General features: G+C 48.8%; 24 protein-coding genes and 1 pseudogene. 19 read left to right on the top strand and 6 right to left on the bottom strand.

Annotated elements, in window-relative coordinates:
- The first annotated feature begins 450 nt into the window (after positions 1-450).
- The 8 genes and pseudogenes from DW251_RS18280 (at position 451) to DW251_RS08940 (ending at position 11520) form a co-directional block, all read left to right on the top strand.
- Entirely contained in the window at positions 451-795 is a 345-nt protein-coding gene (locus DW251_RS18280) for a TnpV protein (RefSeq protein ID WP_227970575.1), read from the top strand.
- Positions 796-800: 5 nt separating this feature from the next.
- A complete protein-coding gene (locus DW251_RS08975) occupies positions 801-7055 on the top strand; it encodes an SNF2-related protein (protein WP_242995341.1) in 6255 nt (2084 codons plus the stop codon).
- Positions 7052-7384: a plasmid mobilization relaxosome protein MobC gene (gene mobC, locus DW251_RS08970; RefSeq protein ID WP_117963949.1), complete on the top strand. Its 333-nt coding sequence runs from the start codon at positions 7052-7054 to the stop codon at positions 7382-7384. The genes DW251_RS08975 and mobC (DW251_RS08970) overlap by 4 nt, the downstream gene beginning before the upstream one ends.
- 151 nt (positions 7385-7535) lie before the next feature.
- Positions 7536-7841, top strand: coding sequence for a hypothetical protein (locus DW251_RS08965; RefSeq protein WP_117963948.1), 306 nt, complete (start codon positions 7536-7538; stop codon positions 7839-7841).
- Positions 7842-7857: 16 nt separating this feature from the next.
- Entirely contained in the window at positions 7858-8127 is a 270-nt protein-coding gene (locus DW251_RS08960; RefSeq protein ID WP_117963947.1) for a protein BART-1, read from the top strand.
- 61 nt (positions 8128-8188) lie between these two features.
- Positions 8189-9655: a relaxase/mobilization nuclease domain-containing protein gene (locus DW251_RS08955; RefSeq protein ID WP_117963946.1), complete on the top strand. Its 1467-nt coding sequence runs from the start codon at positions 8189-8191 to the stop codon at positions 9653-9655.
- 178 nt (positions 9656-9833) lie between these two features.
- Positions 9834-11306, top strand: a pseudogene (locus DW251_RS08945) (YodL domain-containing protein); the annotation flags it as partial.
- A 4-nt stretch (positions 11307-11310) separates the two neighbouring features.
- The gene (locus DW251_RS08940; RefSeq protein ID WP_002584960.1) at positions 11311-11520 is read left to right on the top strand and encodes a transposon-transfer assisting family protein; all 210 of its coding nucleotides are present in this window, start codon (positions 11311-11313) and stop codon (positions 11518-11520) included.
- A 201-nt stretch (positions 11521-11721) separates the two neighbouring features.
- On the opposite strand, the gene DW251_RS08935 is transcribed toward DW251_RS08940, so the two are convergent.
- From DW251_RS08935 to DW251_RS08925, 3 genes are all read right to left on the bottom strand, one after another.
- The gene (locus DW251_RS08935; RefSeq protein WP_002584959.1) at positions 11722-13056 is read right to left on the bottom strand and encodes a relaxase/mobilization nuclease domain-containing protein; all 1335 of its coding nucleotides are present in this window, start codon (positions 13054-13056) and stop codon (positions 11722-11724) included.
- Entirely contained in the window at positions 13017-13346 is a 330-nt protein-coding gene (gene mobC, locus DW251_RS08930) for a plasmid mobilization relaxosome protein MobC (RefSeq protein WP_002584958.1), read from the bottom strand. The genes DW251_RS08935 and mobC (DW251_RS08930) overlap by 40 nt, the downstream gene beginning before the upstream one ends.
- 201 nt (positions 13347-13547) lie before the next feature.
- Positions 13548-13904 (bottom strand): helix-turn-helix transcriptional regulator, encoded by a 357-nt coding sequence (locus tag DW251_RS08925; RefSeq protein WP_002584957.1) that lies wholly within the window; start codon positions 13902-13904, stop codon positions 13548-13550.
- A gap of 397 nt (positions 13905-14301) precedes the next feature.
- Between DW251_RS08925 and DW251_RS08920 the strand changes: the two genes are divergently transcribed.
- On the top strand, positions 14302-14487 hold the full coding sequence (locus tag DW251_RS08920; RefSeq protein ID WP_003431289.1) for a cysteine-rich KTR domain-containing protein: 186 nt from the start codon (positions 14302-14304) through the stop codon (positions 14485-14487).
- A gap of 126 nt (positions 14488-14613) precedes the next feature.
- Here DW251_RS08920 and DW251_RS08915 read toward each other — a convergent pair whose 3' ends face one another.
- Positions 14614-15822 carry an IS110 family transposase gene (locus tag DW251_RS08915; protein WP_117964060.1) on the bottom strand — a complete coding sequence of 403 codons (1209 nt, stop codon included), beginning with the start codon at positions 15820-15822 and terminating at the stop codon, positions 14614-14616.
- A 289-nt stretch (positions 15823-16111) separates the two neighbouring features.
- On the opposite strand from DW251_RS08915, the gene rlmN reads away from it, so the two are divergent.
- From rlmN to DW251_RS08865, 9 genes are all read left to right on the top strand, one after another.
- Positions 16112-17095: a 23S rRNA (adenine(2503)-C(2))-methyltransferase RlmN gene (gene rlmN, locus DW251_RS08910; protein ID WP_002584956.1), complete on the top strand. Its 984-nt coding sequence runs from the start codon at positions 16112-16114 to the stop codon at positions 17093-17095.
- A gap of 473 nt (positions 17096-17568) precedes the next feature.
- Positions 17569-18006, top strand: coding sequence for a sigma-70 family RNA polymerase sigma factor (locus DW251_RS08905; RefSeq protein WP_003502131.1), 438 nt, complete (start codon positions 17569-17571; stop codon positions 18004-18006).
- Complete coding sequence (locus DW251_RS08900; RefSeq protein ID WP_002604473.1) at positions 17990-18232, top strand: helix-turn-helix domain-containing protein; 243 nt, start codon at positions 17990-17992, stop codon at positions 18230-18232. The genes DW251_RS08905 and DW251_RS08900 overlap by 17 nt, the downstream gene beginning before the upstream one ends.
- Before the next feature lie 454 nt (positions 18233-18686).
- Entirely contained in the window at positions 18687-18860 is a 174-nt protein-coding gene (locus DW251_RS08890) for a transposon-encoded TnpW family protein (protein ID WP_002604472.1), read from the top strand.
- 77 nt (positions 18861-18937) lie between these two features.
- Positions 18938-20611 carry a recombinase family protein gene (locus DW251_RS08885; RefSeq protein ID WP_069989194.1) on the top strand — a complete coding sequence of 558 codons (1674 nt, stop codon included), beginning with the start codon at positions 18938-18940 and terminating at the stop codon, positions 20609-20611.
- A 44-nt stretch (positions 20612-20655) separates the two neighbouring features.
- Positions 20656-20787, top strand: a complete 132-nt coding sequence (locus tag DW251_RS18490; protein ID WP_271938547.1) for a hypothetical protein — start codon at positions 20656-20658, stop codon at positions 20785-20787.
- Positions 20788-20818: 31 nt separating this feature from the next.
- Positions 20819-21637 (top strand): hypothetical protein, encoded by an 819-nt coding sequence (locus tag DW251_RS08875; RefSeq protein WP_117964041.1) that lies wholly within the window; start codon positions 20819-20821, stop codon positions 21635-21637.
- Between the two features lie 18 nt (positions 21638-21655).
- Positions 21656-22084: an MmcQ/YjbR family DNA-binding protein gene (locus tag DW251_RS08870; RefSeq protein WP_117964040.1), complete on the top strand. Its 429-nt coding sequence runs from the start codon at positions 21656-21658 to the stop codon at positions 22082-22084.
- Positions 22053-22484, top strand: a complete 432-nt coding sequence (locus DW251_RS08865) for a hypothetical protein (protein ID WP_117964039.1) — start codon at positions 22053-22055, stop codon at positions 22482-22484. Before DW251_RS08870 ends, DW251_RS08865 begins: the two co-directional genes overlap by 32 nt.
- 71 nt (positions 22485-22555) lie before the next feature.
- Here DW251_RS08865 and DW251_RS08860 read toward each other — a convergent pair whose 3' ends face one another.
- Positions 22556-23065: an ImmA/IrrE family metallo-endopeptidase gene (locus tag DW251_RS08860; RefSeq protein ID WP_117964038.1), complete on the bottom strand. Its 510-nt coding sequence runs from the start codon at positions 23063-23065 to the stop codon at positions 22556-22558.
- Between the two features lie 48 nt (positions 23066-23113).
- Positions 23114-23530: a helix-turn-helix transcriptional regulator gene (locus DW251_RS08855; protein ID WP_002576372.1), complete on the bottom strand. Its 417-nt coding sequence runs from the start codon at positions 23528-23530 to the stop codon at positions 23114-23116.
- 201 nt (positions 23531-23731) lie between these two features.
- On the opposite strand from DW251_RS08855, the gene DW251_RS08850 reads away from it, so the two are divergent.
- Positions 23732-24967 (top strand): DNA polymerase IV, encoded by a 1236-nt coding sequence (locus DW251_RS08850; protein ID WP_117964037.1) that lies wholly within the window; start codon positions 23732-23734, stop codon positions 24965-24967.
- Positions 24968-25027: the final 60 nt, after the last annotated feature.

The following is a 25027-nucleotide window of genomic DNA, read 5'->3' as shown; positions in this document are numbered from 1 at the left end:
GGAAAATGAATGCGGAGCATGAGCAGCCGATCATTCGAGCAATGGATGCAGCGTTTGATGTGCCTGCCGGTGCCGGATCTCTGGAAAATCACATTATGGAAGCGGCGGAACGCCTTGCAAGGGATTACTGGGAGGAAAACCACAGGCAGATCAGTGACATCGTTGCAGATTCCTATCTGGAAGGGTATGATGAACTCAACATCGGAGCTTCCTTTAAGAGAGCTGCCGCTGTCAGCATCGCATATTCCGTCTTTACCCGGACGGTGGGCAATGCAGATGACTATTTTGAGCACGAGGATTTTCTGGATATCTTTGATTTTAATACGCAGGCTGCCGCCAATGTGCTGGGAACTGCGGTCAGCGAAATGTCCAGCCAGATCTTCCGGGAAATTGAACGCACGATCCGAACCTATGAAAGAGATAAGCAGGCAGAAAGGAGCCAAAACTATGATGGAGCTGAATTACACGAAGAACGGCGATTACCTGATTCCGGACATCCAGTTGTCGGTGCAGGAACAGAAGCCGCTGGGCAAGTACGGGAGGATGCGCAGAGCGTTCCTGCAGGAGAACAACACGCTGCTGTACAATCACCTGATCCTAACCGAGAAGCTGTATCCGCACCTTTGGGAGATTCAGGAGACCGCGACCGCACGGATGGAGCAGATGATGGCGGAACTTCTGAAAGCGAATCCGGCACCGGACAAGAAATCGAACCAGATGGCCTGGGTGCAGCACATGAACATGCTGAAAGCGCAGGCAGAGGAAGTCATTCTGACGGAACTTATCAACAGCTAAATTTTATGAGCCTGTTTCAGTCCGAAGCAGAGCAGATTCAGAAAATTGATGCGGCGGCAGAAAATGCAGCCAGAGAAGCGGAGAGCGAAAAGCCCTCCGCTTTTGTCATTTCTGAGGATGAAATCGACCGGATGCTGCGGACAGGCTCCAATTTTGAGGGCGGAAAAATCCGTATTTATGCGCTGTATCAGCAGCAAGGGGACGCAAAAGAACGAGCTGCATTTCTGAAAGCGGAATATGGTATCGGTGGTCACAGCTATACCTTTATGGATGGCAGTCGCGGTTTTGCGGATTATGACGGGAAAGGCATTCTGCTTCGCAATTATGGTCATGACCGGGAAGTACGCCTCACATGGTCGGCGGTGGATAAGCGGTTAGACCGGCTTGTGGAAAATGGTCAGTACCTGACTGCTCTGGAAATGGAAGAGTATCGAAAGCTGGAGCAGGAATACGGCGCGCCGCTTCCTATGCCGACTGCTGCCCATGTCTTTCCTCCAACGCCACCGGAACACTACGATACTGGAAATGAGCATGTGGACAACATGCTGAATACGGCTGCGGATGTCTATGCCCGGAGTGAACTGGCGGCACCCCAGCGTTTTACCGTGATGGAGACAGACGATGGCTATGCGGTCTGGGATGATATTCAGGACGGCATTCATGTAGAGCCGGATGGTGTCAGCGAGGAGTTTACCAGCGAATGGGAGGCAGAGACCTACCGTCAGCAACTGATTAAAAAAGTCCAGGAACGGGAGGCCAAAGACTGGCTCTATGTTGAGCAGAGTAAACAGAATTTGCAGCAGGACATTCCATTCCCGGATGTGGAATCCGAAGAAGCACCGGAAGCGGTTCACGCAGAGGCAGATCCTCTGGTGCTGGAAATGCAGGAACACGCCAGAGAACTTGCCAGAGAGTCAGGCTATGCACCGAATGAACGATTTGTGGTCACGATGACCGGCGAGAATTTCCCGGATTCTAAGGATGCGTTTGCCATCTGGGATTATGTTAAAGAAGAGTATTACGGATATTCGGACGGAAAAGTGCAGACATTTGCCGATTATGTGAGTGCGTCAGAGGCGTTGCAGGAGATTCGCGGCAGGAATATGGAGGCTGAAAAAGAGCCTGCGACTGTGCAGCCAGAACCGGCAGCTCCGGTGCAGCCGGATTATCGTGTCGGTGATACGCTGTATCTGGACGGAAAGGCATTTACGATTGAAAAAGTCGGGCTTTTCGACGTGGAGCTTCGGGACCCGGATTCCGTGTATCCGATCTTCCGCTCGGAAAGCAAGGAGAATCTGGCAAGACTTTTGGGGCATGAGGAAAATGTTCACCTGCACAATCTGGTGGTTGATCTGAATCCTGGCAGAGAAAAGCAAAGTGAAGAACAGCACTTGACTATCCAGGAGACAGAACCGGAGAGCACTCATGCAGAAAACTACCGCATCAACAGCTTTCATCTCGGTGAAGGCAGCCCAAAGCAGAAATTCCGTGCCAACATGGATGCCATCTACACGCTGAAAGCCTTAGAAAATCAGCATAGGGATGCGACACCGGAGGAACAGGAAACGCTGGCCAATTATGTCGGCTGGGGTGGGCTGGCAGATGCCTTTGACGCAGAGAAAACTGCCTGGACAGGCGAATATAAGGAGCTGAAAGCAGCTCTTACGGAAGAAGAATATGCCGCAGCCAGGGCTTCGACTCTGAATGCGCATTACACCAGCCCTACCGTGATCCGTGCAATCTATGAGGCATTGGACGGTATGGGATTTGAGAAAGGCAATATTCTGGAACCTTCGATGGGTGTCGGCAACTTCTTCGGTATGCTGCCGGATTCCATGCTGGGAAGCAGACTGTATGGTGTGGAACTGGATTCCATCACCGGGCGCATTGCGCAGAAATTGTATCCGCAGGCAGAAATCAAGGTGGCAGGCTTTGAAACCACCGACCGGCGCGACTTCTATGATCTGGCCGTGGGCAATGTGCCCTTTGGCAACTACCGTGTCAGCGATAAGCCCTATGATAAACTCGGATTTTCTATCCACAACTATTTCTTTGCCAAGGCATTGGATCAGGTTCGTCCCGGTGGCATCGTGGCCTTTGTTACCAGCCGCTACACGATGGATTCCAAGAATCCGGACGCGCGAAAGTATCTGGCGCAACGGGCAGAACTGCTGGGGGCTATTCGACTTCCTAACAACGCATTCCGTGCCAATGCCGGTACAGATGTAGTGTCGGATATCATTTTTCTGCAAAAGAGAGACCATCCTATTGATATCGAACCGGATTGGGTGCATCTGGGGCTGACATCGGAGGGTATTACCCTCAACAGCTATTTTGTTGACCACCCGGAAATGGTGCTGGGTGAGATTACAACGGAAAGTACCCAGTACGGCAAGGAAGAATGTACGGTCATTCCGATTCCGGATGAGGATCTGGGAGACCAGCTGCATGAGGCTGTGCAGCATATCGGCGGTCACTATGAAGCGCAGGAGCTGGCACCGGAGGAAGAACTGTCCTTGCAGGGCGAAACCATTCCGGCAGACCCCAATGTAAAGAACTTCTCCTATGCGGTGGTGGATGGGGATGTCTACTTCCGTGAGAACAGCATCATGCGAAAGGCTGACCTTTCTGCGACAGCCACCGGCAGGATCAAGGGCATGGTGGAGCTTCGTACCATTGTGCAGGAACTGATCGACTATCAGCTGAACGATTATCCGGAGGACGCGATTGCCCAGAAACAGCGGGAACTGAATGTAGCCTATGACCGATTCGCCGATCAGTATGGGCTTATCAACTCCCGTGCAAATGCGCAGGCTTTTTCAGAAGATTCGTCTTATTATCTGCTCTGCTCTCTGGAAAATGTAGATGAAAACGGCAGGCTGGAATCCAAGGCGGATATGTTCACCAAACGGACGATTCGACCGGAACGGGCTGTTACCAGCGTAGATACTCCGGCAGAGGCTCTGGCAATCTCCATCGGAGAGCGCGGCAAAGTGGATTTGCCCTATATGTCGGAGCTTTTAGGTACACCGGGAGAATATGAAAAAATCCGGCAGGAACTGCATGGTGTCATTTTCAAAGACCCGATGACGCAGGGCGGCGAGGAAAACGGATGGGTGACGGCTGATGAATATCTGTCCGGCAATGTCCGTGAAAAGCTCCGTGTGGCAGAACTGGCTGCGGCTTCGGACTCTGCCTTTGCAGTGAACACGGAATATTTGAGAAAGGCGCAGCCGAAAGACCTGGATGCGTCGGAGATTGATGTGCGCCTTGGTGCCACATGGGTCAATCGGGATTATATCCAGCAGTTTATGGAAGAAACCTTTGAACCGCCGTTTTACCTGCGCCGAAACATTGAAGTGAAATTCTCTCCCATGACGGCAGAATGGCAGATCACTGGCAAGAGTACACCGAGCCGGAATGATGTTCATGCCTATATGACCTACGGCACCAGCCGTGCCAATGCCTACCGGATTCTGGAGGATACGCTGAATCTGCGGGATATCCGTATCTACGATACCGTGGAGGATGCAGACGGCAAGCAGAAGCGCGTTCTGAATAAAAAGGAGACCACCCTCGCCCAGCAGAAACAGCAGGCCATTAAGGATGCGTTCCAGAACTGGGTGTGGAAAGACCCTTATCGCCGTGCGGAACTGGTGGAAAAGTATAACGAGCTGTTCAACAGTACCCGTCCCCGTGAATACGATGGTTCTCATATCCGCTTTGGCGGCATGAATCCGGAAATCCGGCTGCGGGAACACCAGCAGAATGCCATTGCTCATGTGCTGTACGGCGGCAATACGCTGCTGGCTCACGAGGTAGGTGCCGGTAAGACCTTTGAGATGGCCGCTTCTGCTATGGAGGCAAAGAGGTTGGGACTGTGCCAGAAATCCATGTTCGTTGTTCCGAATCATTTGACCCTTCAGTGGGCAAACGAGTTCCTGCGCCTGTATCCGAGTGCAAAATTGCTGGTGGCAAGCAAAAAGGACTTTGAGACTGCCCGAAGAAAAAAGTTCTGCGCACGAATTGCCACTGGCGATTATGATGCGGTCATCATCGGGCATTCTCAGTTTGAGAAAATCCCGGTGTCCGCAGAACGGCAGGAGCGGATTTTGACTGCCCAGATTGATGAAATCGAAAATGCCATTGCTGAGATGAAATCCCAGAATGGCGAACGTTTCTCCATCAAACAGATGGAAAAAACCCGGAAAGGATTGGAGGCGAGATTGGAGAAACTCCGGGCAACCGACCGAAAGGACGATGTGATTACCTTTGAGCAGCTGGGCGTAGACCGGTTGTTTGTAGACGAGGCACACGCGTTTAAGAACCTGTTTCTCTACACAAAAATGCGCAATGTCGCAGGCTTGTCCACTTCGGAAGCGCAGAAATCTTCGGATATGTTTATGAAGTGCCAGTATATGGACGAGCTGACAGGTGGGCGCGGCATCATCTTTGCGACCGGAACCCCGGTCAGCAACAGCATGACGGAGCTTTATACCATGATGCGGTATCTCCAGTATGGCACGTTACAGCAAAAAGGGCTGACCCATTTCGACAGCTGGGCTTCTACCTTTGGTGAGACCACCACGGCCATTGAGCTGGCACCGGAAGGAACCGGATACCGGGCAAGAACAAGATTTGCAAAGTTCTTCAACCTGCCGGAGCTGATGAATATGTTCAAGGAAGTGGCAGATATCAAGACTTCCGATCAGCTGCATCTGCCGGTGCCGGAGGCAAAGTTTGAAACCGTGGTAGTGCAGCCCTCGGAGCATCAGCAGGCGATGGTGGCGGAGCTTTCGGAACGGGCGGCGGCTGTGCATTCCGGTGTGGTAGACCCATCGGTCGATAATATGCTGAAAGTCACATCGGATGGCAGAAAGCTGGGGCTGGATCAGCGGCTGATGAATCCGCTTCTTCCGGATGACCCCAACAGCAAGCTCAACGCCTGTGTGCGGAATGTGCTTCGGATTTATGAGGAAGGACAGTCGGATAAGCTGACCCAGTTACTGTTCTGCGACCTCAGCACGCCGAAGAACGATGGAACCTTCAATGTCTATGAGGATATCCGCGCCAAACTCATCCAGTCCGGCGTACCGGAGGAAGAAATCGCATTTATCCATGATGCGGATACCGAGGCAAAAAAGAAAGATTTGTTTGCCAAAGTCCGTACCGGACAGGTGCGGGTGTTGTTAGGTTCGACACAGAAGATGGGCGCAGGCACGAACGTGCAGGACAGACTGGTGGCCGTGCATCATTTGGATGTGGGTTGGCGGCCTGCGGACATGACCCAGCGAAATGGTCGTATCATCCGTCAGGGCAACCGCAACAAAGAAGTGCAGGTTTATCAGTATGTGACGGAAGGAACCTTTGATGCCTACCTCTATCAGACACTGGAGAATAAGCAGAAGTTTATCAGCCAGATCATGACCAGCAAATCTCCGGTTCGTTCCTGTGATGATGTGGATGAGCAGGCACTTTCCTATGCGGAGATCAAGGCACTTTGTGCAGGAGACCCGCAAATCAAGGAAAAAATGGACTTGGATGTAGATGTTGCAAGACTGAAGGTGCTGAAAGCAGATCATCAGAGCCAGCAGTACCGATTGGAGGATAAGCTGATGAAATATTTCCCTGCGGAGATTGAGAAAACACAGGGGTTCATCAAGGGCTTTCAGTCGGATATCCGGACGGTGGCGGCACATCCGCTGCCGGAAGAGGGTTTCTGCGGCATGGAGGTGAAGAGCACACGCTTTATTGAAAAAGCCGAGGCCGGTGAAGCAATCCTTGCGGTCTGTAAAGCCAATCAGAGTCTGGAGCCGGTACCGCTTGGCAGTTATCGAGGTTTCAAGATGGAACTGGCATTTGACAGCTTCCAGAAAGAGTATCAGGTACTGCTGAAAGGCGAGATGACCCACCGGGTACCCATCGGAACCAGTGCTGCGGGTAATATCCAGCGTCTGGACAATGCTCTTGCTGGGATTCCTGCAAGATTGGAAAAGGCAGAACAGCAGTTGGACAGTCTTAGGAGCCAGCAGGAAGCTGCGCAGGCCGAGCTTGGAAAACCGTTTCCCCAGGAGGCAGAACTGGCAGAGAAGAGTGCAAGACTGGCAGAATTGGACGCACTGCTGAATATGGATGACCGTGGAAATGATGATCCTGACCGTGAGAATACAACAGAAAAGCCGTCTGTCCTGGCAGAGCTGCGTGATCGTGCTGGTCGCATTCCGCCGATGACACATCGGGATGAGGAGGTGGCACTATGAGTGTTCGGGAACACTGGATCAATGTCCGGGTGAACCCGGAAGAGCTGGCGAGGATTCGTGAAAAGCAGAAGGAATTGGGTATTCGGAATACCGGTGCCTATATGAGAAAGATGGCGATGGACGGGTACTGCGTAAATCTTGATTTGTCGGATGTGGCGCAGGTATCCATCCTTCTTCGCCGATGCAGCAACAACCTGAATCAGTACGCAAAACGCGCCAATGAATCTGGAAGCATCTATGCGGAGGATATCCGGGATTTGCAGAGACGGCTGGATGAACTCTGGGAGATGCAGAAGCTGATCCTGAAGAGGCTTTCTGGTATTCGCTGACGGCGCAAATGTGCGGGATTTCTACAGCACATGGCACAGATGAAACTGTCTGTGCCGTTACATATTTCTTGGTCTACCTGTTGACATCGTGGTGTTTGGCAAGCAGGTACGATAAAATGAAGATGAAAAGAAAAACGAAGGGGTGAAATCCATGAAGATCGTATGTTTTTTGTTGAAGCTGGTGCTGAAAATCCTGTTGCTGCCGGTTGCGTTTCTGCTGCGATTTCTATGCTTTATCTGGAATCTGCTGATGCAGCTATCCCTGTGGGTGCTTTCACCGGTTATGCTGTTCGTTCTTGGCTGCGGCATCTATTCGGTGGTTCGGGCGAGCTGGACGGATGTGTTCCTGCTGACCCTGATTGAGATGGGACTGTTCGCAGCTGCGGTTGGTGCGGGCGGCATCATGGAACTGATGGAGCGGCTATGTGAGCGTGTAGAGGATGTTTTGACAATTTGAGTTCAGGAGGGATTTGATGGATATTCAGTTTATGAAAGATTATTATGATTTACGATACGAGGAAACAGATGGAGAGAATCATTTTGTGAATGAGACTGCTTATCAGGAAAAACAGTCTGAGCAATCGAAGATGGAAGACCAGCTGATGGAAATGGTGGGCGGCAGCGAATCTAATGTGTGGAAGCTGTACGAAAGCATTATGTGCGTCTATTTCGATATGGAAGAGATCATCAAGCAGGCCGTTTATTTGCAGGGAGCTTATGATCGGGAACGGATGTTAAAATGAGAATAGTGAATTGGTAAGAGCTGCCTTCGGGTAGCTCTTTTTAGATGGAGGAATATGAAAAATGGCGGCTACAAGACTAATTGCGCTGCATATCAATAAAGGAAAGACGGTAGCGCAGTGTCTGGCTGACCGTACTGATTATTCTGAGAATGCAGCAAAGACGGAAGATGGAAAATATATCAGCGCGTATGCCTGTGACGCAAAGACCTGTGATGAAGAATTTCTGCTTTCTAAACGGCAGTATGAGCATATCACCGGTAGAACCCAGGCGCATGATGTGATTGCATATCAGATTCGGCAATCCTTTAAGCCCGGAGAAATCACGCCGGAGGAGGCGAACAAGGTTGGGTATGAGACAGCCATGCGATTCACCAAGGGAAAACACGCATTTATCGTGGCTACCCATGTTGATCGTGCGCACATTCATAACCACATTATTTTTAATTCGACTACATTAGACTGCACCAGAAAATTCCGAGATTTTCGCTTGTCAGGACTTGCACTGGCAAGGCTCAGTGATATCGTCTGCCTGGAACATCGGCTGTCGGTCATTATCCGGAAGCCCTATGGGGAGCGGCAGAAGAGAACGGAATACCCGGAGAGAAAATCGCAGCGTGATGAAATCTGCGAGGCCATTGATACGGTATTGGAAAGAAAACCAAAAGACTTCCGGGAACTGATTGGTATTTTGCAGGAAGTAGGGTACGAGTATAAAGATGGAAAACAGCCTGCACTGCGGGGAAAAGGCCACGCCAGATTTGCTCGTTTCCGCTCTCTTGGTAAAGGATATTCGGTTGAAGAACTATGCGAAGTGATTGCTGGAAATGCGGTTCATAAAAGCAAATTTGTAGAGAAAACTCGCACAAGCGCACGGTCGGCGCAGGTGCATCAGAAGGCGGAGCTGTCGTTCCTTATAGATGTCCGTGCCAAAATGCAGGCAGGCAAAGGCGCGGGATATGCACGCTGGGCAAAAGTCTTTAATCTGAAGCAGATGGCGAAAGCTATGATGTTCATGGAAGAGCATGGAATCAAGAGCTATGCAGAGCTGAAAGAAAAAGCAGATGGGATTTCTGAAGAATGCGATGCGTTGCTGGAATCTGTAAAGGCAGATGAGGCACGGATGTCGGAAGTGTCAGTGCTGCGGAAGCATCTAATCAATTATGCCAAGACAAAAGATGTTTTTGCCGCATATAAAGCATCCGGCTACAATCGGGAGTTCTATGAAGCCCATCGGGATACGCTGGCCTTACGCAGCGCAGCGAAAAAGGCGTTTGATGGTTATAAGAAAGAGAATGGCTCTGACAAAAAGCTCCCGCGCATCAGCGAGCTGAACGCAGAGTATGCGATGCTTCTGGAACGAAAGAAAAGCTCCTATGCAGAGTATCGCAAGACCAAATCGGAAATGCAGGATTGGCTTGTGGCACAGAAGATTGTGCAGGAAATCCTGAAAGAGGACGAACAGAAAAAAGAGCAACTGCATGAGCAGGAAGTGCGGCAGGAAGAAGAAAATAAGGAGAATAGTAGATGATGGAATGTCCGGTGCAGTGTGGGCGTAATGCTCATGCTGCACCGGGCTTTTTTTCTTTGGCAGGAACTGCCGTTAAAGCATCCGGAACGGATGCGCAGCTCGATGCCGCAGGCAGCGTTCTATGGGGATTGGGGAGTTTCCCCAACAAGCAGAAAATCGCTTTCGTGTCACGAAAGCCCTGCTTGCCGATGTGGAGCAGTACGAGGATTTTTTCGCCGCCCTTGAAAAAGCGTCCCCCGTCCCGATTGCATTTGAGCAGATCACAAACGGCGCAAATGGGTATTTCAGTTTGACCGACAAGCGTATTGCAATCAAAGAGGGCGTGAGTGAATTACAGGCGGTAAAGACCGCCATTCACGAAATCGCCCATGCGAAGCTGCACGACGTAGACTTAAACGCCCCGCCGGAGCAGCAAAACCGCGTTGACCGCCATACCTGCGAGGTAGAAGCGGAAAGCGTCGCTTATACGGTTTGCCAGCATTTCGGCCTTGATACTTCCGATTACTCTTTCGGCTATGTGGCTGGTTGGAGCAGCGGCAAGGAAATGACCGAGTTAAAAGCGTCCCTTGAAACAATACAGACCACCGCAAAGGAACTCATTACCGAGATTGAGGGGCATTTTACCGAGTTGCAGCAGCAGCGGCAAGCCGAGCAGGAGCAGGGCGATACCTTTTCCATTTATCAGTTAAAGCGCGGGGACGAAACAAGGGACTTGCGCTTTGAGCCTTATGACCGTCTGCAAGCGGCTGGACTTACCATTGACCGGGTAAATTATGAACTCGTCTATACTGCACCGCTTACAAAGGATATGACGCTGGGCGACATTTGGGAAAGGTTTAATATCGACCACCCCGCCGACTTTAAGGGGCATAGCCTTTCCGTTTCCGACATTGTTGTGCTTCATCAGAACGACGAGGACACCGCCCACTATGTAGACAGTATCGGTTTTCAGCAAGTGCCGGAGTTTTTGCAGGAGCAGCAGACCCCCGTATTTGACAAGCTGCCGCCCGAACAGCAGCAAGCCTTGTCCGACACCGTACAAGACACTTTGCAAATGCTGGTTGACGCAGACAAGCGGATTTATGGCGACGTTACGGGCAAGACCCTTGAAGCAATCGCGGCGCAAGGATATTCCTACAAGGACGGGCAGCTTGAAAAGCAGCAGCCGGAAGCGACCCCCGACAGCCTTTTGACGGGTGAAACCGTTAGAACGCCGAGGGGCAATTTTCATATTACCGATATGAGCCGTGAACAGATCGAAGCGGCGGGATTTGGTTTTCACCATGCGTCGGAGGACGGGAAGTATCTCATTATGGGGAATGGCACACAGGCTTATGCCATAGCCGCCGAGCAGCCGCAGCGGGATAATCCCTTAAAGCACGTCGAGGACACCATAGAGCAGAACGACAACAATTTTGACGGGCTTATCAACAATACGCCGCAAACGCCCACCGTTGCAGATTTTGAGCAGCGGGCAAAGGCGGGGGAAGCGATTTCCGTTACCGACCTTGCAAAAGCGGTAAAAGCCGAGAAACGGGAACAGCCGCAGAAAAAACCGTCCATTTTGAAGAAGCTGGACGAATACAAGAAACAGGCGGCGCAGCAGCCGAAAGATAAACAGAAAGAGCATAAAAAGGATTTGGAGGTTTGATAGCATGAATACCCGCTTTACCATTGAGGAAGAAAACATTGTTGCGATCTACGCCGAGGACAGCCGGGAAACAACGCTTGAAAATATCCTTGCCGCCATGCCCTACATGGACGAGGATATGCGCCAGCTTGCCGCCGCAGCGGTGAACAAGCTGCAAGCCATGACGGACAGCGAGTTTTCCGAAAGGGAGTTTATCTTGACCGACGAGGAATAGCCCATAGAGAACAGGGGCGCGGTTGCCGATTTCCGGCACCGCGCCCCTGTTCTTTTTTTGTCCTTGCGTGGACAATTAGAAAGCCGTTTTTGCGGGTTTGAATATACTTTATCGTCTATGTCGTTTTCATGCGCTGGAAGCCGCAGAAACACAGGCGTTTTCAGCCCTTAACATTCCACTTGCCACCCCATGTTTTGCGCCTTATCGCTCCTGCTCCCGCGCCCTGCTTTGGGACGGGTAAAGAATACTATCGACGTTCTTTTTGACAACGCCGTATTCCTGCATTTGCTTCTTGGCTTGCCGATAATCTTCATACAATTTGGTTTTCCTGTCGTTTAAGCTTCTATACTCCTTGCGCAGCGCGGCGAGATCGGGCAGCTTCTTTATCTGCATTTCCTTTAATGCCCTTGCCGCAGCTTCAAACAGGATAATTTCGCTTTCATGCCCCCGCAGATACTTTTCCTTGTCCGGCGATTTTCGGTATTCATCGTAAATCGGTTTTAACTGTCGGTATGTGGTGGTGTGCTTGATAAGCAGCGACAAATCAGACATACGCTGTTCCACTTCCTTAACCGCCTTTGCCGCCGCGTCATGAGCGGTCATAATATCGGCTATCTTGCTTTCAAGTTCGCTATAATACTCAATCTTGTTTTCGGTTAGGAAGTTCATGCTTTTAGCAGCCTGTTTCAGATTATGGATTTTTGCCCACCGTTCATAGCCCGCCGACTGTTGGGCTTTGATACTGTTTTCAAGATCGACGACAAGCCGGATTTTCTTATCTTCCCGCAGCGTTTTTGTTTTGGCAACATACACGCCCTTGATACGCTCCTTTATCGCTTCTTCCGTATAGGCCGCGCCGAGCGTCTTTGTGCGGGTAAACCGTTCCTGTCCGGCAGCGCGAAAGGAAATGTATTTGCCCTGTTTGATTTCATACCCCATTTCCTGCAAGCGGCGCAGCAGTTCGTCAAAATCTTTCACTTGGGGAATGAGAGTATCTATCGCCGTTTTCAGCTTTGCTTTGTAGCTTGTCCCTTGCTTTTCGGCGGTGTATTCTGCATAGCTTTTTCCCTTGTCCTGTCCCGGTACGACGACGGATAGCCCATGCTCTTTACATATCCTGTCGCTGGTGCGCCGGATAAAGTGATAGCTTTGCTTGTTGGAATGGTACTTTTTGTAGTCAACGAAGCTAACCGCGTTGAAAATCAAGTGATTATGCAGATGGTCTTTATCGACGTGAGTTGTCAAAACAAACTCATACTTGCCGCCTAATACCGCCCCGGCAAGTTCCATGCCGATTTTGTGCGCTTCTTCCGGTGTGGTTTCTCCCACCGCAAAGGATTGTATCAAGTGCCGCCCTAAATGTGTGCCGCGATCTCCGGCAGCTTCCCGCGTCCATGCAAACTCAATATCGGCGGTTTCCAGCCCGCAGCCGAAAGAGGACGCAAGCAGCTTCCCGTCTGTCTTTTCGGGATTTAAGATATAGTCTATCGCAGCCTTTAAGGTTGATTTAATAGGGTGCGTCTTTGTAACCGCCATATCTCGTCCACCGCCTTTTTAATGTCCTCTATATCCTGCCTGTAAACCGTCCCCGTCGCATTGGCGCGTTTTGCAATTTGGTTGATGTTCCGGCTCACCGCTTGCAGTTCCCGGATATATGCTTTTGTGTCGCTTCGGTCAACGACAAGAATATACCCGTCTATCGCCATTTTACGGAAGTATGCCCCATACTGCTTTATGGGAAGCTGCTTCATCTTCTCGTCGATCAGCCGCTTTTCTTCTTCCGTAACGTAAAACTTCATCTGTATATTTCTCTTTCGGTTTTCCATTTCCGCACCGCCTTTCGGTATAAGGGTTTGGGATTATCCCAACAAGCATTTTCCGCAAACGGGTACTCGTTTGCTGTGCTTGCTATCTACTCCATACCCCCACCGAAAGGCGGTATTTGTTGCGCGTTCCTTTGATTTTGGACGCAAAAAAAGATTGCAGCCGCCATGCGCTGCAATCTCCCGATTTCTCATATTGTGAGGTTAATCCTCTGCTTTTTCGACTTCCGTTATCTCCCTTGCTGTTGCGGTTACAATCCGTATGCCTTTATCGCTCATACCGTCCAGCAGCGCGTCAAGCTGCCGCCGCCCGGTGGATTTCTCCGCATTGCTGTTCGGGAAGAAAAATTGATCTACCGAAATATGATACCGGGTTACAAGGTCATAGAATACCTGTAAACTCGGCTGTTGTCCCTTGTTCTCGATATTCGCAAGGTAGCGCGGGGAAATATATAACTCGTCGCTTACCTTTTTGCGGCTCTCGCCGTATTCATTTCTCGCGGCTTTTATAGCTGCCCCGAAAGCCTTAAAGTCGTACAATGGTACGGGTCTTTTTGCCATTTTCATTCACCCTGTTACATTTTACAGTTCACCTTTCTTTTTGATATGTCCACACAATTCATATCATTAGGTTAAATACTTCCTGTTGTGTATTGACAGTAGACTGATTTTCTGATAAAATAAAATTTATGTAAAAGGAGGCGGCGTTTATGTTGCATAGCATGCGTATTAGATAAGCATTGAAAAAAAGGATTTTCCCATTTTCAACATGGGCTTTTTTGTCATGCTTATTTTGCGGATGCTATACAAAAAACTAACGACGTATAGATATAGTATAGACATAGTGCAAGCTATGCCTTAGTTTTGTTGTACTGCTCTGTGCATTATAAATGCAGGTCAATGCTCATGTTGAGGATTGACCTGCATTTTTTTGTGTAAAAAGGACGAGTGAAATATAATGCTTAAAAAATATTGGATAAAATGTCCGATTTGTAACGGAAAGACGAGAGTTCAAGTATTTCATAATACTGTATTAAAAGATTTTCCTCTTTTCTGCCCTAAATGCAAATTGACGCATATCATTGATGTAGAAAAATTAGAGATTGTAATCAAAAATACAGAAAAACAAACTTTTATTATTTAGAAGACCTGCTAACAAAAGTCAAGAAAAAAATTCAAAAATTTAAGCAGCACAAAAATGGCGCACCCAAACAAGCCACTTTGCATCTGAAATTTCAGATGGTGGCTGTCCGTAGATGATGAAACGGCATTATGCCTCGTCTAAGGCGTCCAAATAAGCTTTAACAGTTGCGTAGTAAATGCGGAGGAATTTGTTCGCCGAGGCCATCATGTAAACCTTGTAAGGCTTTCCTTCGGAACGCTTTCTGTCCATGAATTGGTATATGGGTTCATCTGGCGGAGCGTTCTGCAAGTAAATCCCCATTACGAGAAATAACGTTCTGCGCAGCGAGGACGAACCACGCTTAGAGATGCTTCTGCTGTAAACATCCATCTGCCCAGACTGGTACGGAGGGGCGTCAATACCCGCAAATGCCACCAAGGCTTTCTTGGAATGAAAGCGGCGAACGTCTCCGATTTCTGCCATGAGCTGTGGACCGAGTGCCGGGCCAACGCCAAATATCTTCATTACCACCGGATACTCCGGAAGCGAAGCTGCCAGTGACTGCATTTCCTGCTTGAGAGAGGCCAATGCCGTTGAGGTTACCCGGAGCAGAGAGACAGCCTGTTCCACCAAAAGCTTAGTGGTGTCTGTCTTTGGCATGACACCAAAATGGCCGCAGGCGGAAGCGTAGATATCCAGCGCCTTATCCTCGCTGAAATTGTAACCGAGTTTCTTACACCACTTCTGATATTTGGCAACAAAGACTTTCTCAGAGCTGCCGCAAACGCACTCACAGTGCCAGAATGTGGCTACAAAGTCCACCCACTTCTCGCTGCCGTCAGCGCGTGGAGGGCTTGAAAACAGGCGATTTGCGTCAGGGAAAGCAGTATCCAGCAAAGAAATTAGGTTGTTCTTCAGCATGGTTTGTACCTTGGAATACTGCTGGTACTGCCTGTAGCAGTTTTTCAGCATCAATCGGGTATCTTCTTCCGGAACGTACCTCGGTAAGGCAAGCCAGTGATCGAGACCGTAGTTTGCCAACTTGATGGCATCCTTCTTGTCGGTCTTGGCTCGCCGCAAACTGTTGTTCCCGTAGCCATGCACCAACATTGCATTGACTACTGAAACGTAAAAGCCGGAGTCATTTAGTAACCAGGCTACCGGCAGATGGTAATTACCCGTGGCTTCCATAACGACACGGGTCTCACCGGGCAGGCTTCTAAGCAGCTTTGCCAGCTCGCACAGTTCGCTGTCCGTGTGACGAACTTCAAAGGGAGAGACCGCCACTTCTCCAAAGGGGCGCATGACGGCGATCATGCTTTTGCCTTTGGAAACATCAATGCCAACAGAGTTCATGTATCTACCTCCAGTACAAAATCGCGCAACCGGAACCCATCTTTTACTCATTGCCGATTCAATCTATTGGGTGACACGAACTCCCCGGCATTGCGGTAGGCTCAACCTGCTTAAATCGAACGCTACAATAAGAGGACGGCTGACAGTCTTCTGAACGGACACGAAAGCCCAAGAAAGGAGAGGTCAGCCGGTTGCTCCTCTTATTGTAGCTTAGGCATGAGACGGATGAAAGCCGGACTGGCTGCCCGGCTTTCCTGTCCAAATTTATTGTAATAGAAAGGATATAAAAATGAAACGTTTACCTAAATATACGCCTGCGGAAGTACGGAATGATCCATACGGATTTACTTACAAAGAAATGTCGGAAGTTATTGGCGAGAATGAAGCAAAAGCCTTATATGAAGAATTATATAAGCAATTACCACGCAAAAAAAATCTATCAATGTTGGTAAAAAATATTTGCAAAAGCAGTGATACTGAAAAGTATGTTTACGAACTGAAAGACAACAAATACATTGAAACGGTTTTTATCAAGCGGCGAGATGGTGGAACTGTTTGCGTGAGCACACAAGTCGGTTGTCCTGTTGGTTGTATTTTTTGTGAGTCCGGGCGAAATGGCTTTGTTCGTAATCTAACATCGTCAGAAATCGTACAACAGATTATATTGTTGCGTCGAAAAGTAAACCGTATCGTTTTTATGGGTATGGGAGAGCCTTTATTCAATTATGACAACTTGATAAAAGCAATCCATATTCTCCGAGATAGATATGGGCTCAACTTTCCAACCGACGGCATTACCATATCAACAGTTGGTCCGGTCGATCAATTAAAAAAATTGCGCGAGGAACATCTTAAAATTCAGTTGACAATATCTTTACACGCAGCAACACAATCTGCAAGAAATCGTATTATTCCTCACATGCGCATATATGCTATTGAAGATGTTGTTAAGCAAGCCTTATCCTATTCTGAAAGGCATAATCGCAAAATTGTCTTTGCGTATTTGCTTTTACCGGGTATAAATGACCGGCCCTCAGATGTAAGACAACTTGCAAAATGGTTTCGGGGCAAAAAAGTTATGATTAACGTGTTACAATACAACCCAACAAGCAATTCAAGAATTAAAGCACCACAGAAACGGGAAATAGTTGCATTCAAACATCAATTAGAGCAAGCAGGACTTGAAGTTACTATGAGAGTTTCTCATGGCAGAGAGATTAACGCGGCTTGTGGACAGTTAGCTAACACATATAATAAATTCAAAAAAAAATGATTAAAAGTGCCAGACGCATAGACGCAGAGCCGATAACGCATTAGGTCAAAAAACCTATGTGTTATCGGCTTTTTTATTTAATATTGCGCAAAAGCCGCTGTTCCCTATTATAGAATGGATTGCGGGTAGTGTATTAAAGTCGCCCTTTTTTAAGGATACGGCGGTATCGGGGAGGTATCGCCGTGTCCATTTTTATTTACTGTAACCCGCCTAATGCTTTGCGGTCAAAAAAAGCTATGCTCCGCAAGCGGGATATTCCGGCTATGAGTATGAACTGTCAATACATCTAAATACTTCTTACATTTCCTTTGCGCTCGTCCGCGTCTTGCGGACGGGCGCATTTTGCTTTTTTCAACTTTTTTCTGAAAAACGCACTCAAGAGCCATCTCCCGAACGGGTACGGAGCGAAAGGGGCAGAGAGGACAAGCCCTTAACTCCCGTCCTCTACTCCACGCGGGAAGGAGGTGAACTCTATGGAGCTATCTTCTTCCGACAAGGAAAGAATACAACATCAGTACGACGCATTAGCAAAGAAAACTTTGGTTGGCGAAGCGAAAAGCCACCGCCGCACTCTTGCGAAACGCGCAGCACGCGAAGTACCTTTTTCGGATTTGAGCGAAAGCGAACTCGCGCAGCTTTTCACAACGGACGAATACAAAAGCGATTATTTCCGTTTTCAAGTGTCCGGCTTTGATGTACTCGTCAAAAATGAACTGCTTGCCGAAGCCCTTAACGCTTTGCCCGAAAGGAAACGCGACATTATCCTTTTGTCCTACTTCTTGGACATGAGCGACGCGGAAATTGCTGAACTGCTGAATGTTGTACGCACGACGGTTTTCCGGCACAGGAAATCCGCGCTTGCGAAAATCAAACAGTATTTGGAGGGAAAAGCAGATGATGAATACCGTTAGGAAATCTGAAAATCTGTTGCCGTTCCCTGTCATTTCCGCAGCGGCAAACGGCGACACAACCGCCATGTGCGCGATCTTGAAGCATTACGAGGGTTACATAGCGAAACTTTGTACCCGCACGCTGAAAGACGACGCGGGCAATACCTATTCCTATGTGGACGAGGAAATGCGTAACAGGCTGCAAGTGCGCCTTATTACCCGCACCCTTGCTTTTCATGTAGGATAATCTTTTAGCCCATGCGGGGAGCGTGTCCCCTTTCCACGCTTCCCGTTATGGGCTATTTGTCGTTCCGTAACAGCACATCGGAAACGGTGTACTGTTACAGGCCGACAAAGCCTATTGTTCCTTGACAAAGAAAGCGGCCTTTGGTGCGCAGCATAACAGGCAACGGGTACATTCCGTCTGTACCGAGCCGGGCGGCGGGTACGCCATGACCGCTTTTCCCCGTTGGGGAAAAGTCGAGCGAGAACTACCCGCCGTAAAACAAGTTTAGCAGCTTGTGGGCGACGACATACAAGGCGGCACAATGATACTCCCGCGTTGAACACCCTCAAAGTATTGCGCGGCGCACCCATAAGCATGGGCCGGGGTGAAACTCCCGTGAGGTTGCAGCTAACAACCGCCCGTTTTGCCTTTTGACGAATATAGTTTATCCATACAGGAAAAGGAGGTTTTTCTAATGGATAAAAAACAGACAATTACAACCGAACGCAAAATAGGGAAAATCACCTATCTTGTTCAAGCGTTGCCGAGTGAAAAGGCAACCGATACAATCCATAAAAAGATTGAAAAACTCATTGTAAAGGATTTGCAGAAAAAGCCCGGAAATCCGGGCTTTTTAGCGTCCGAGTAGTGCATTAGGCGGCGGGATATGGTATAATGATAGCAACACATTATACCTGTTTATTCGGCTGTCGGAAAGGAGGACTAATGTTACAGTCGAATAAAATCACCGCCCTTTACTGCCGTTTAAGTCAAGAGGATATGCAGGCCGGAGAAAGCGGAAGCATACAGCACCAAAAAATGATACTTCAACGCTATGCGGACGAACACCATTTTTTGAACACAAAGTTTTTTGTGGACGACGGATTTTCCGGCGTGAGTTTTGAGCGCGAGGGGCTGCAAGCGATGTTGCAGGAAGTGGAAGCCGGACGAGTGGCGACGGTTATTACCAAAGACCTCTCCCGTCTTGGCAGAAACTATCTGAAAACGGGCGAACTCATAGAGATTGTATTTCCCGAAAACGGAGTGCGCTATATCGCGATTAACGACGGAGTTGACACAGCGCGGGAGGATAACGAGTTTACCCCCTTGCGGAACTGGTTTAACGAGTTTTACGCCCGCGATACAAGCAAGAAAATCCGTGCAGTTAAACAGGCACAGGCGCAAAAAGGCGAGCGTGTCAACGGGGAATATCCATACGGCTATATCCCAGACCCGAACAACCGCCACCACCTTATACCCGACCCGGAAACCGCGCCGATTGTCAAACAGGTTTTCGCTATGTTTGTTAGCGGCGTGCGTATGTGCGAAATCCAAAAATGGCTTGCGGAAAACAAAGTCTTGACGATTGGAGCGTTGCGCTATCAGCGCACAGGACAGGCGCGGTATCAGCGGGCAATGATCGCCCCCTATACTTGGCCGGACAAAACGCTCTATGACATATTAGCAAGGCAGGAATATTTAGGGCATACCATAACCGCGAAAACTCACAAGGTATCCTACAAGTCGAAAAAGACCCGGAAGAACGAAGAAGAACAACGCTATTTCTTCCCAAACACCCATGAGCCGCTTGTTGACGAGGAAACCTTTGAACTTGCGCAAAAGCGGATTGCTACCCGCCACCGCCCGACAAAAGCAGCGGAGATTGATATTTTTTCCGGCTTGCTGTTTTGCGCTGGTTGCGGACATAAGATGTATTACCAACAGGGCGTAAATATCGAGCCGCGCAGGTTTTCCTATTCTTGCGGCGCATGGCGCAACAGGGCAAGGACAGGCAGCGAGTGTACCTCTCATTATATCCGCAAAAACGTACTTCTTGATTTAGTGCTGGAAGATATGCGGCGGGTTTTGCAGTATGTTAAGGAACACGAACAGGACTTTATCTGTAAAGCTACCGAGTACGGCGACATGGAAGCGAGAAAGGCATTAGCGCAGCAGCAAAAGGAACTTTCCAAAGCACAGGCGCGTATGACCGAACTTGACACGCTTTTCCGCAAGCTGTACGAGGACAACGCATTAGGCAGACTGACAGATGAACGGTTTGTGTTTCTAACTTCCGGCTACGAGGACGAAAAGAAATCCCTTGCCGCAAGGATAGACGAGTTACAACAGCAGATCGCAACCGTTACCGAGCGAAAAAGGGATATATCAAGGTTTATTCAGATTGTCGGGAAATACAGCGACATACAGGAATTGACCTATGAAAACGTCCATGAGTTTATCGACCGTATTTTGATACATGAATTAGACCGGGAAACCAACACCCGGAAAATCGAAATCCATTACAGCTTTGTCGGACAGGTTGATACCGAGCAGGAGCCGACGCAAGTTGTCAACCATGACCGCCGTAACATGGTAGATGTAAAAAGTATCGCTATCTAACCCCAGCAAACAACAAGCCGGATTTCAGAATTCAGGTAAAAGGTTTGTTCGGGACAGAAGAGAAACGGTTTGAAGTGGTTGGCGGTGATAAGAAAAGACCAGCAACCAAGAAGAAATCCGACCTGGGCTGGATTGATCGGCTGGAAGAAATAGATGCTGCATTAGATGATTTTTGATGGCGATGCAGTGTGGAGGAGGTGCGGCTAAGTGACCTGGGCTGAATATTATGAGCGATATGACGGATGGCAGGAAAGTACTCAGTATAGCCGTCTGGCCTCTATCAAGGACTTCGGACCGGATGGAAGTCCATCTGAGGAAATATGTGACTGCATTCAGTATGTGGATACGCGCACAGCGACCAGCATTCTTCGCAGAGCATTAGCAGCGGGAGTCCGGTTTCGAGCCGCGGAAGTTGCGGAGATTGCAGATAGCGGGCAAATCGAAGATGAAGAAGCACTGGAAAAGTTGATTCAGACAGCTGTGGATGCTTATACGGGGGAACAGCTGGATACGCTGCTGAGCTGTCTTCCTGATCCGGAACCGGTGTTTGAGTTGATTGATAAGATTACTTCCAAACCAACGCACTTTACAGAGGAGGATGTTCTGACACTGCTTCCTAATCTGCCAGATGAGGAATCCATCTATCAGTTGGTCAACTCGACAGATGCGATTTTCACAGAAAATGGGCTGAATGAGTTATGTGATTATGGTGTGGACGAGTCTCTGATTAGGAAGATTTCAAAGCGCAGTGGCATTCCGTATGCTGATCCAGATGAGCCTGACGAGGAAATTTCGCTTAAAGAGGCACAACCGAAGAAGCCGGGACTGTTCAGCAGTATACTAATGGGAATGGCTCTGGCTGGCAGTCCTAAGCCTAAAAATACAGGCAAATGCACGGGAGATTGTGCTCATTGTCCTCCCCACTATGGTTATCGCTATGGGCGATGGTATTATGGACATGGGCATACACATGGCTGCGAATTCTGTGGAAATGGAGGATGCAGTGGGAAGTGCAACATAGATTGACTTCGCTTGCAATGTGGAATGACACGCCAAGAATTATTTACATGGATACGCCAGCAGTACGGCACAGAGCCGGAATACCCCTGGCATGACTGGAATGCGGTGCTGCGGCACAACGACAATAACAAATGGTATGGTGTAGTTCTGGAAGTATCTGCTGATAAGTTGGGACTGCCGGAAGCAGGCATCATTGATGTCCTTAATGTGAAAAGTGATCCGCTGCTGATAGGCTCTCTTCGTGGGCAAGACGGCTATTTTCCAGCCTATCACATGAATAAGGAAAAATGGCTTAGTATTCAGCTTGGCAAACCAGAACTGGATGATGCCATCAAAGACCTGCTTTCTTTGAGCTATGAGCTGACGGCACCGAAGAAGCGCAAACCAAAGTCATCAGCAAAAAATCCGGGAGATTTCGCAAATGGCAAAGAAAAAGAAACTGACGAAGGCTGAGCGAAAGGAAGCTCGCCTCCGAAAAGGCAAGCAGTGGCTGCTCACCTATACCGGCTCACCGAAAAAGATGAACAAGCATTACCGGGAACGCTTTCATGTGGATGCTGTGACTGCCGCTAAAGATTTGCAGGAGCTTGGAGTCAATTATACACAAGAGCAGCTTGACCAGATTAAACAGGCTGAAGAACAGCGGCTTCGGCAGCGGAGAATGGAGCGGGAAGCGAAAGAACGGGAACGGCTGGGAGAACTGTATGAGGACTGCGATGGTCGTTTTGCCTTTATCGCCGGATATACAGATGGCGGCGCACCGTATGGTGTGATGTGGGAAGAAGTCGGCATTGATCCGGGACTGCCGTTCGAGGAAAAAGTGAAGCTCTATCACATGCAGATGTTAGGCTGATAATTGTGCAGACGGCATCTGCACAATTTGCAACAAAAAAGAGGAGCCGGTCAAGGCTCCTCGAAGATACGTTATTTCAAAAAGTTGCTTTTATGTTCCAGTGCGTGCAGATTATAGCCAAGTGTGGCCAGGTGTGCTACCTTCAGCGCAACCAGATTGATGTCAGTGGACATCGCGCTGGCGATCTGCTCGGCTGTGTATCCATACTCATAGATGTAACGAAGGACTTCGTTGCTGTCCATCAAGATCTCCGCTGCTACGATGTTCGCTTCATATTCCGGTTTGGATTTCATGTCGTAGAGCATGAACTCATGAATCGGGGTGGTTTTCGCCATATTCCGGTGAAGCTGATCATGCCCTAATTCATGTGCGCACACGATGCGCAGCATGTTTTCATCCAGACTGTTATTCAGGAAAATAAAGCGATTTCGCTTAATCACCCGGTACATTCCCTTCAGGGAACCAAAATTTTCGCAAAGCATAACATTGATACCAAGCTGCCTTGCAATTTCAAAAGGGTCTCTGGAACCGTAGCGTTTTACCAGTTTCTCACCGACCCGTGAAAGCTGTTCCGCATTCATCATACCACCTCCAGTTTACAGTATAGCGAAAAGTGTGTACGATAAATATCACTGATCGGATTTTTTACGCCTCGTTTTCGGGGCGTATTTTTTATTGTTCTCTTTGGCAATCCAGTAGGCATCGGTCAGAGCTTTATAAGCTCCTTCGATGGCATCTTCGCTTAATTCGCCGCCAGCGAACATACCGGTCACTTCGCTGACCAGTTCTTCAATATCTTTGGCTGCTTTTGCGCCACCTTTTTCATGAGCTTCTACGACATAGGTGCCGCTGCTTCCCAGCAGGTACTCGGTAGTAGTATTCAGCGCATCTGCAATCTTCTGGATCGTGACCATATTGGATGGTTTGCGGCTGCCAAGCTCATAATTCTGAATTGTGCGGGCGGTTACACCGGCCTTCTCTGCAAGTTCTACCTGAGTTAAATTGGCTTCTGTTCTTTTTTCTTTCAACCTTTCTTTGAAGACCATAGGAATACCTCTTTCTTTTTTGATGACGAACACGAACACTTTTTCATAAAAACCTATTGACACGAAAAACTGTGCTTGCTATAATGACGATGAAAACACGAAATACAATTCGTGTAATTATAGTATCACAAGAAATGCTGTGTGTCAATGCGTTCGTGAAAAGTTGTTCGTGCTTTCACGAACGGAGAGGAGGAATACGGGATGCAAAGAGTGATTCTTCATTGTGATATGAATAATTTCTATGCCTCTGTCGAGTGTATGCTGAACCCGGAACTGAAGAACAAGCCGGTGGCAGTGTGCGGTTCTGTGGAGGAACGGCATGGTATCGTACTTGCGAAGAACTATGCAGCAAAGGCGTTTGGTGTTTCCACGGGGGAGGCAATCTGGCAGGCAAAGCAGAAGTGCCAGGATCTTGTGATCGTGGAGCCGCACTATGAGCAATATATGAAGTTTTCAAAGCTGGCTCGTGAAATATACAGTCGCTATACCGATCAGATCGAGCCGTATGGGATGGACGAATGCTGGCTGGATGTGACCGGAAGCGGCTGCATGGGAACCGGATTTGAAATTGCAGATGAGATTCGCAGAACGGTTAAGTTTGAATTGGGACTTACGATTTCCGCAGGAGTGAGTTTCAACAAGATTTTTGCCAAGCTTGGGTCGGATATGAAAAAGCCGGATGCGATTACCTGCATCGAAGCAGATTCGTTCCGGGAGAAGATTTGGTGTCTTCCCGCCTCTGACTTGCTTGGAGTCGGCAGAGCGACCGAGAAGGTTCTGTCCGGTTATGGGATTCATACCATTGGAGAGCTTGCTGCAACATCGGATGATTTCTTGAAGTGCCGCCTTGGAAAGAATGGACTGGCGATTAAGAAATATGCCAATGGACTGGATGATTCGCCGGTTATGCGTTCCGATTATGTCTCCCCAGTAAAGAGCATTGGGCATGGGATAACGACCATGCAGGATTTGGAGAATAACGCCGAAGTCTGGTGTGTCATGCTGGAACTGGTGCAGGAGATCGGAACCAAGCTGCGAACACATAAGAAGAAAGCCGGCGGAATAGCGATTTCCATCCGTAACAACGAGCTTTACACGAAAGAGTGGCAGTGCCGGATTAGTATTCCGACACAAAGCCCTACTTATCTGGCGAAAACTGCATTTGCATTATTTGCAAAAAACTATCAGTGGGAACACCCGATTCGTTCAGTGACAGTTCGGGCAATCAACCTGTTTGAAGAGGATTGTCCGATACAATACGACCTATTCACCGATGTGAAATCACTGGATCGCCAGGAACGGTTGGACGCAGCGATTGAGCAGATTCGATTCCGATTCGGGAAAGATGCGATTAAAAATGGGGTACTTTTTCAGAAAAGCAAGATGCCGACAGAGCGAAAGGTGGATTTGGTTATGCCGACAGGAATGATTGGTTAATACAGCACCGGTAGAATCTGGTGAGTTCTTTGCTAAAAGAAGTCAACACATTCGCCGGTT

This window comes from Clostridium sp. AM22-11AC, from assembly GCF_003473545.1.
Classification (GTDB): Bacteria; Bacillota; Clostridia; order Lachnospirales; family Lachnospiraceae; genus Enterocloster.
This window is presented reverse-complemented; position numbering and strand designations above follow the sequence as displayed.

Coding starts and splice junctions, on each gene's coding strand:
- rlmN (WP_002584956.1), top strand. CDS start 16,112: ATGAAACGTTTACCTAAATATACGCCTGCGGAAGTACGGAATGATCCA.
- DW251_RS08955 (WP_117963946.1), top strand. CDS start 8,189: ATGGCGGCTACAAGACTAATTGCGCTGCATATCAATAAAGGAAAGACG.
- DW251_RS08965 (WP_117963948.1), top strand. CDS start 7,536: ATGAAGATCGTATGTTTTTTGTTGAAGCTGGTGCTGAAAATCCTGTTG.
- DW251_RS08850 (WP_117964037.1), top strand. CDS start 23,732: ATGCAAAGAGTGATTCTTCATTGTGATATGAATAATTTCTATGCCTCT.
- DW251_RS08905 (WP_003502131.1), top strand. CDS start 17,569: ATGGAGCTATCTTCTTCCGACAAGGAAAGAATACAACATCAGTACGAC.
- DW251_RS08900 (WP_002604473.1), top strand. CDS start 17,990: ATGATGAATACCGTTAGGAAATCTGAAAATCTGTTGCCGTTCCCTGTC.
- DW251_RS08915 (WP_117964060.1), bottom strand. CDS start 15,822: ATGAACTCTGTTGGCATTGATGTTTCCAAAGGCAAAAGCATGATCGCC.
- DW251_RS08920 (WP_003431289.1), top strand. CDS start 14,302: ATGCTTAAAAAATATTGGATAAAATGTCCGATTTGTAACGGAAAGACG.
- DW251_RS08925 (WP_002584957.1), bottom strand. CDS start 13,904: ATGGCAAAAAGACCCGTACCATTGTACGACTTTAAGGCTTTCGGGGCA.
- DW251_RS08865 (WP_117964039.1), top strand. CDS start 22,053: ATGGCAAAGAAAAAGAAACTGACGAAGGCTGAGCGAAAGGAAGCTCGC.
- DW251_RS08890 (WP_002604472.1), top strand. CDS start 18,687: ATGGATAAAAAACAGACAATTACAACCGAACGCAAAATAGGGAAAATC.
- DW251_RS08870 (WP_117964040.1), top strand. CDS start 21,656: ATGACACGCCAAGAATTATTTACATGGATACGCCAGCAGTACGGCACA.
- DW251_RS08860 (WP_117964038.1), bottom strand. CDS start 23,065: ATGAATGCGGAACAGCTTTCACGGGTCGGTGAGAAACTGGTAAAACGC.
- DW251_RS08975 (WP_242995341.1), top strand. CDS start 801: ATGAGCCTGTTTCAGTCCGAAGCAGAGCAGATTCAGAAAATTGATGCG.
- DW251_RS08935 (WP_002584959.1), bottom strand. CDS start 13,056: ATGGCGGTTACAAAGACGCACCCTATTAAATCAACCTTAAAGGCTGCG.
- mobC (WP_002584958.1), bottom strand. CDS start 13,346: ATGGAAAACCGAAAGAGAAATATACAGATGAAGTTTTACGTTACGGAA.
- DW251_RS18280 (WP_227970575.1), top strand. CDS start 451: ATGGAGCTGAATTACACGAAGAACGGCGATTACCTGATTCCGGACATC.
- DW251_RS08885 (WP_069989194.1), top strand. CDS start 18,938: ATGTTACAGTCGAATAAAATCACCGCCCTTTACTGCCGTTTAAGTCAA.
- DW251_RS08855 (WP_002576372.1), bottom strand. CDS start 23,530: ATGGTCTTCAAAGAAAGGTTGAAAGAAAAAAGAACAGAAGCCAATTTA.
- DW251_RS08960 (WP_117963947.1), top strand. CDS start 7,858: ATGGATATTCAGTTTATGAAAGATTATTATGATTTACGATACGAGGAA.
- mobC (WP_117963949.1), top strand. CDS start 7,052: ATGAGTGTTCGGGAACACTGGATCAATGTCCGGGTGAACCCGGAAGAG.
- DW251_RS08940 (WP_002584960.1), top strand. CDS start 11,311: ATGAATACCCGCTTTACCATTGAGGAAGAAAACATTGTTGCGATCTAC.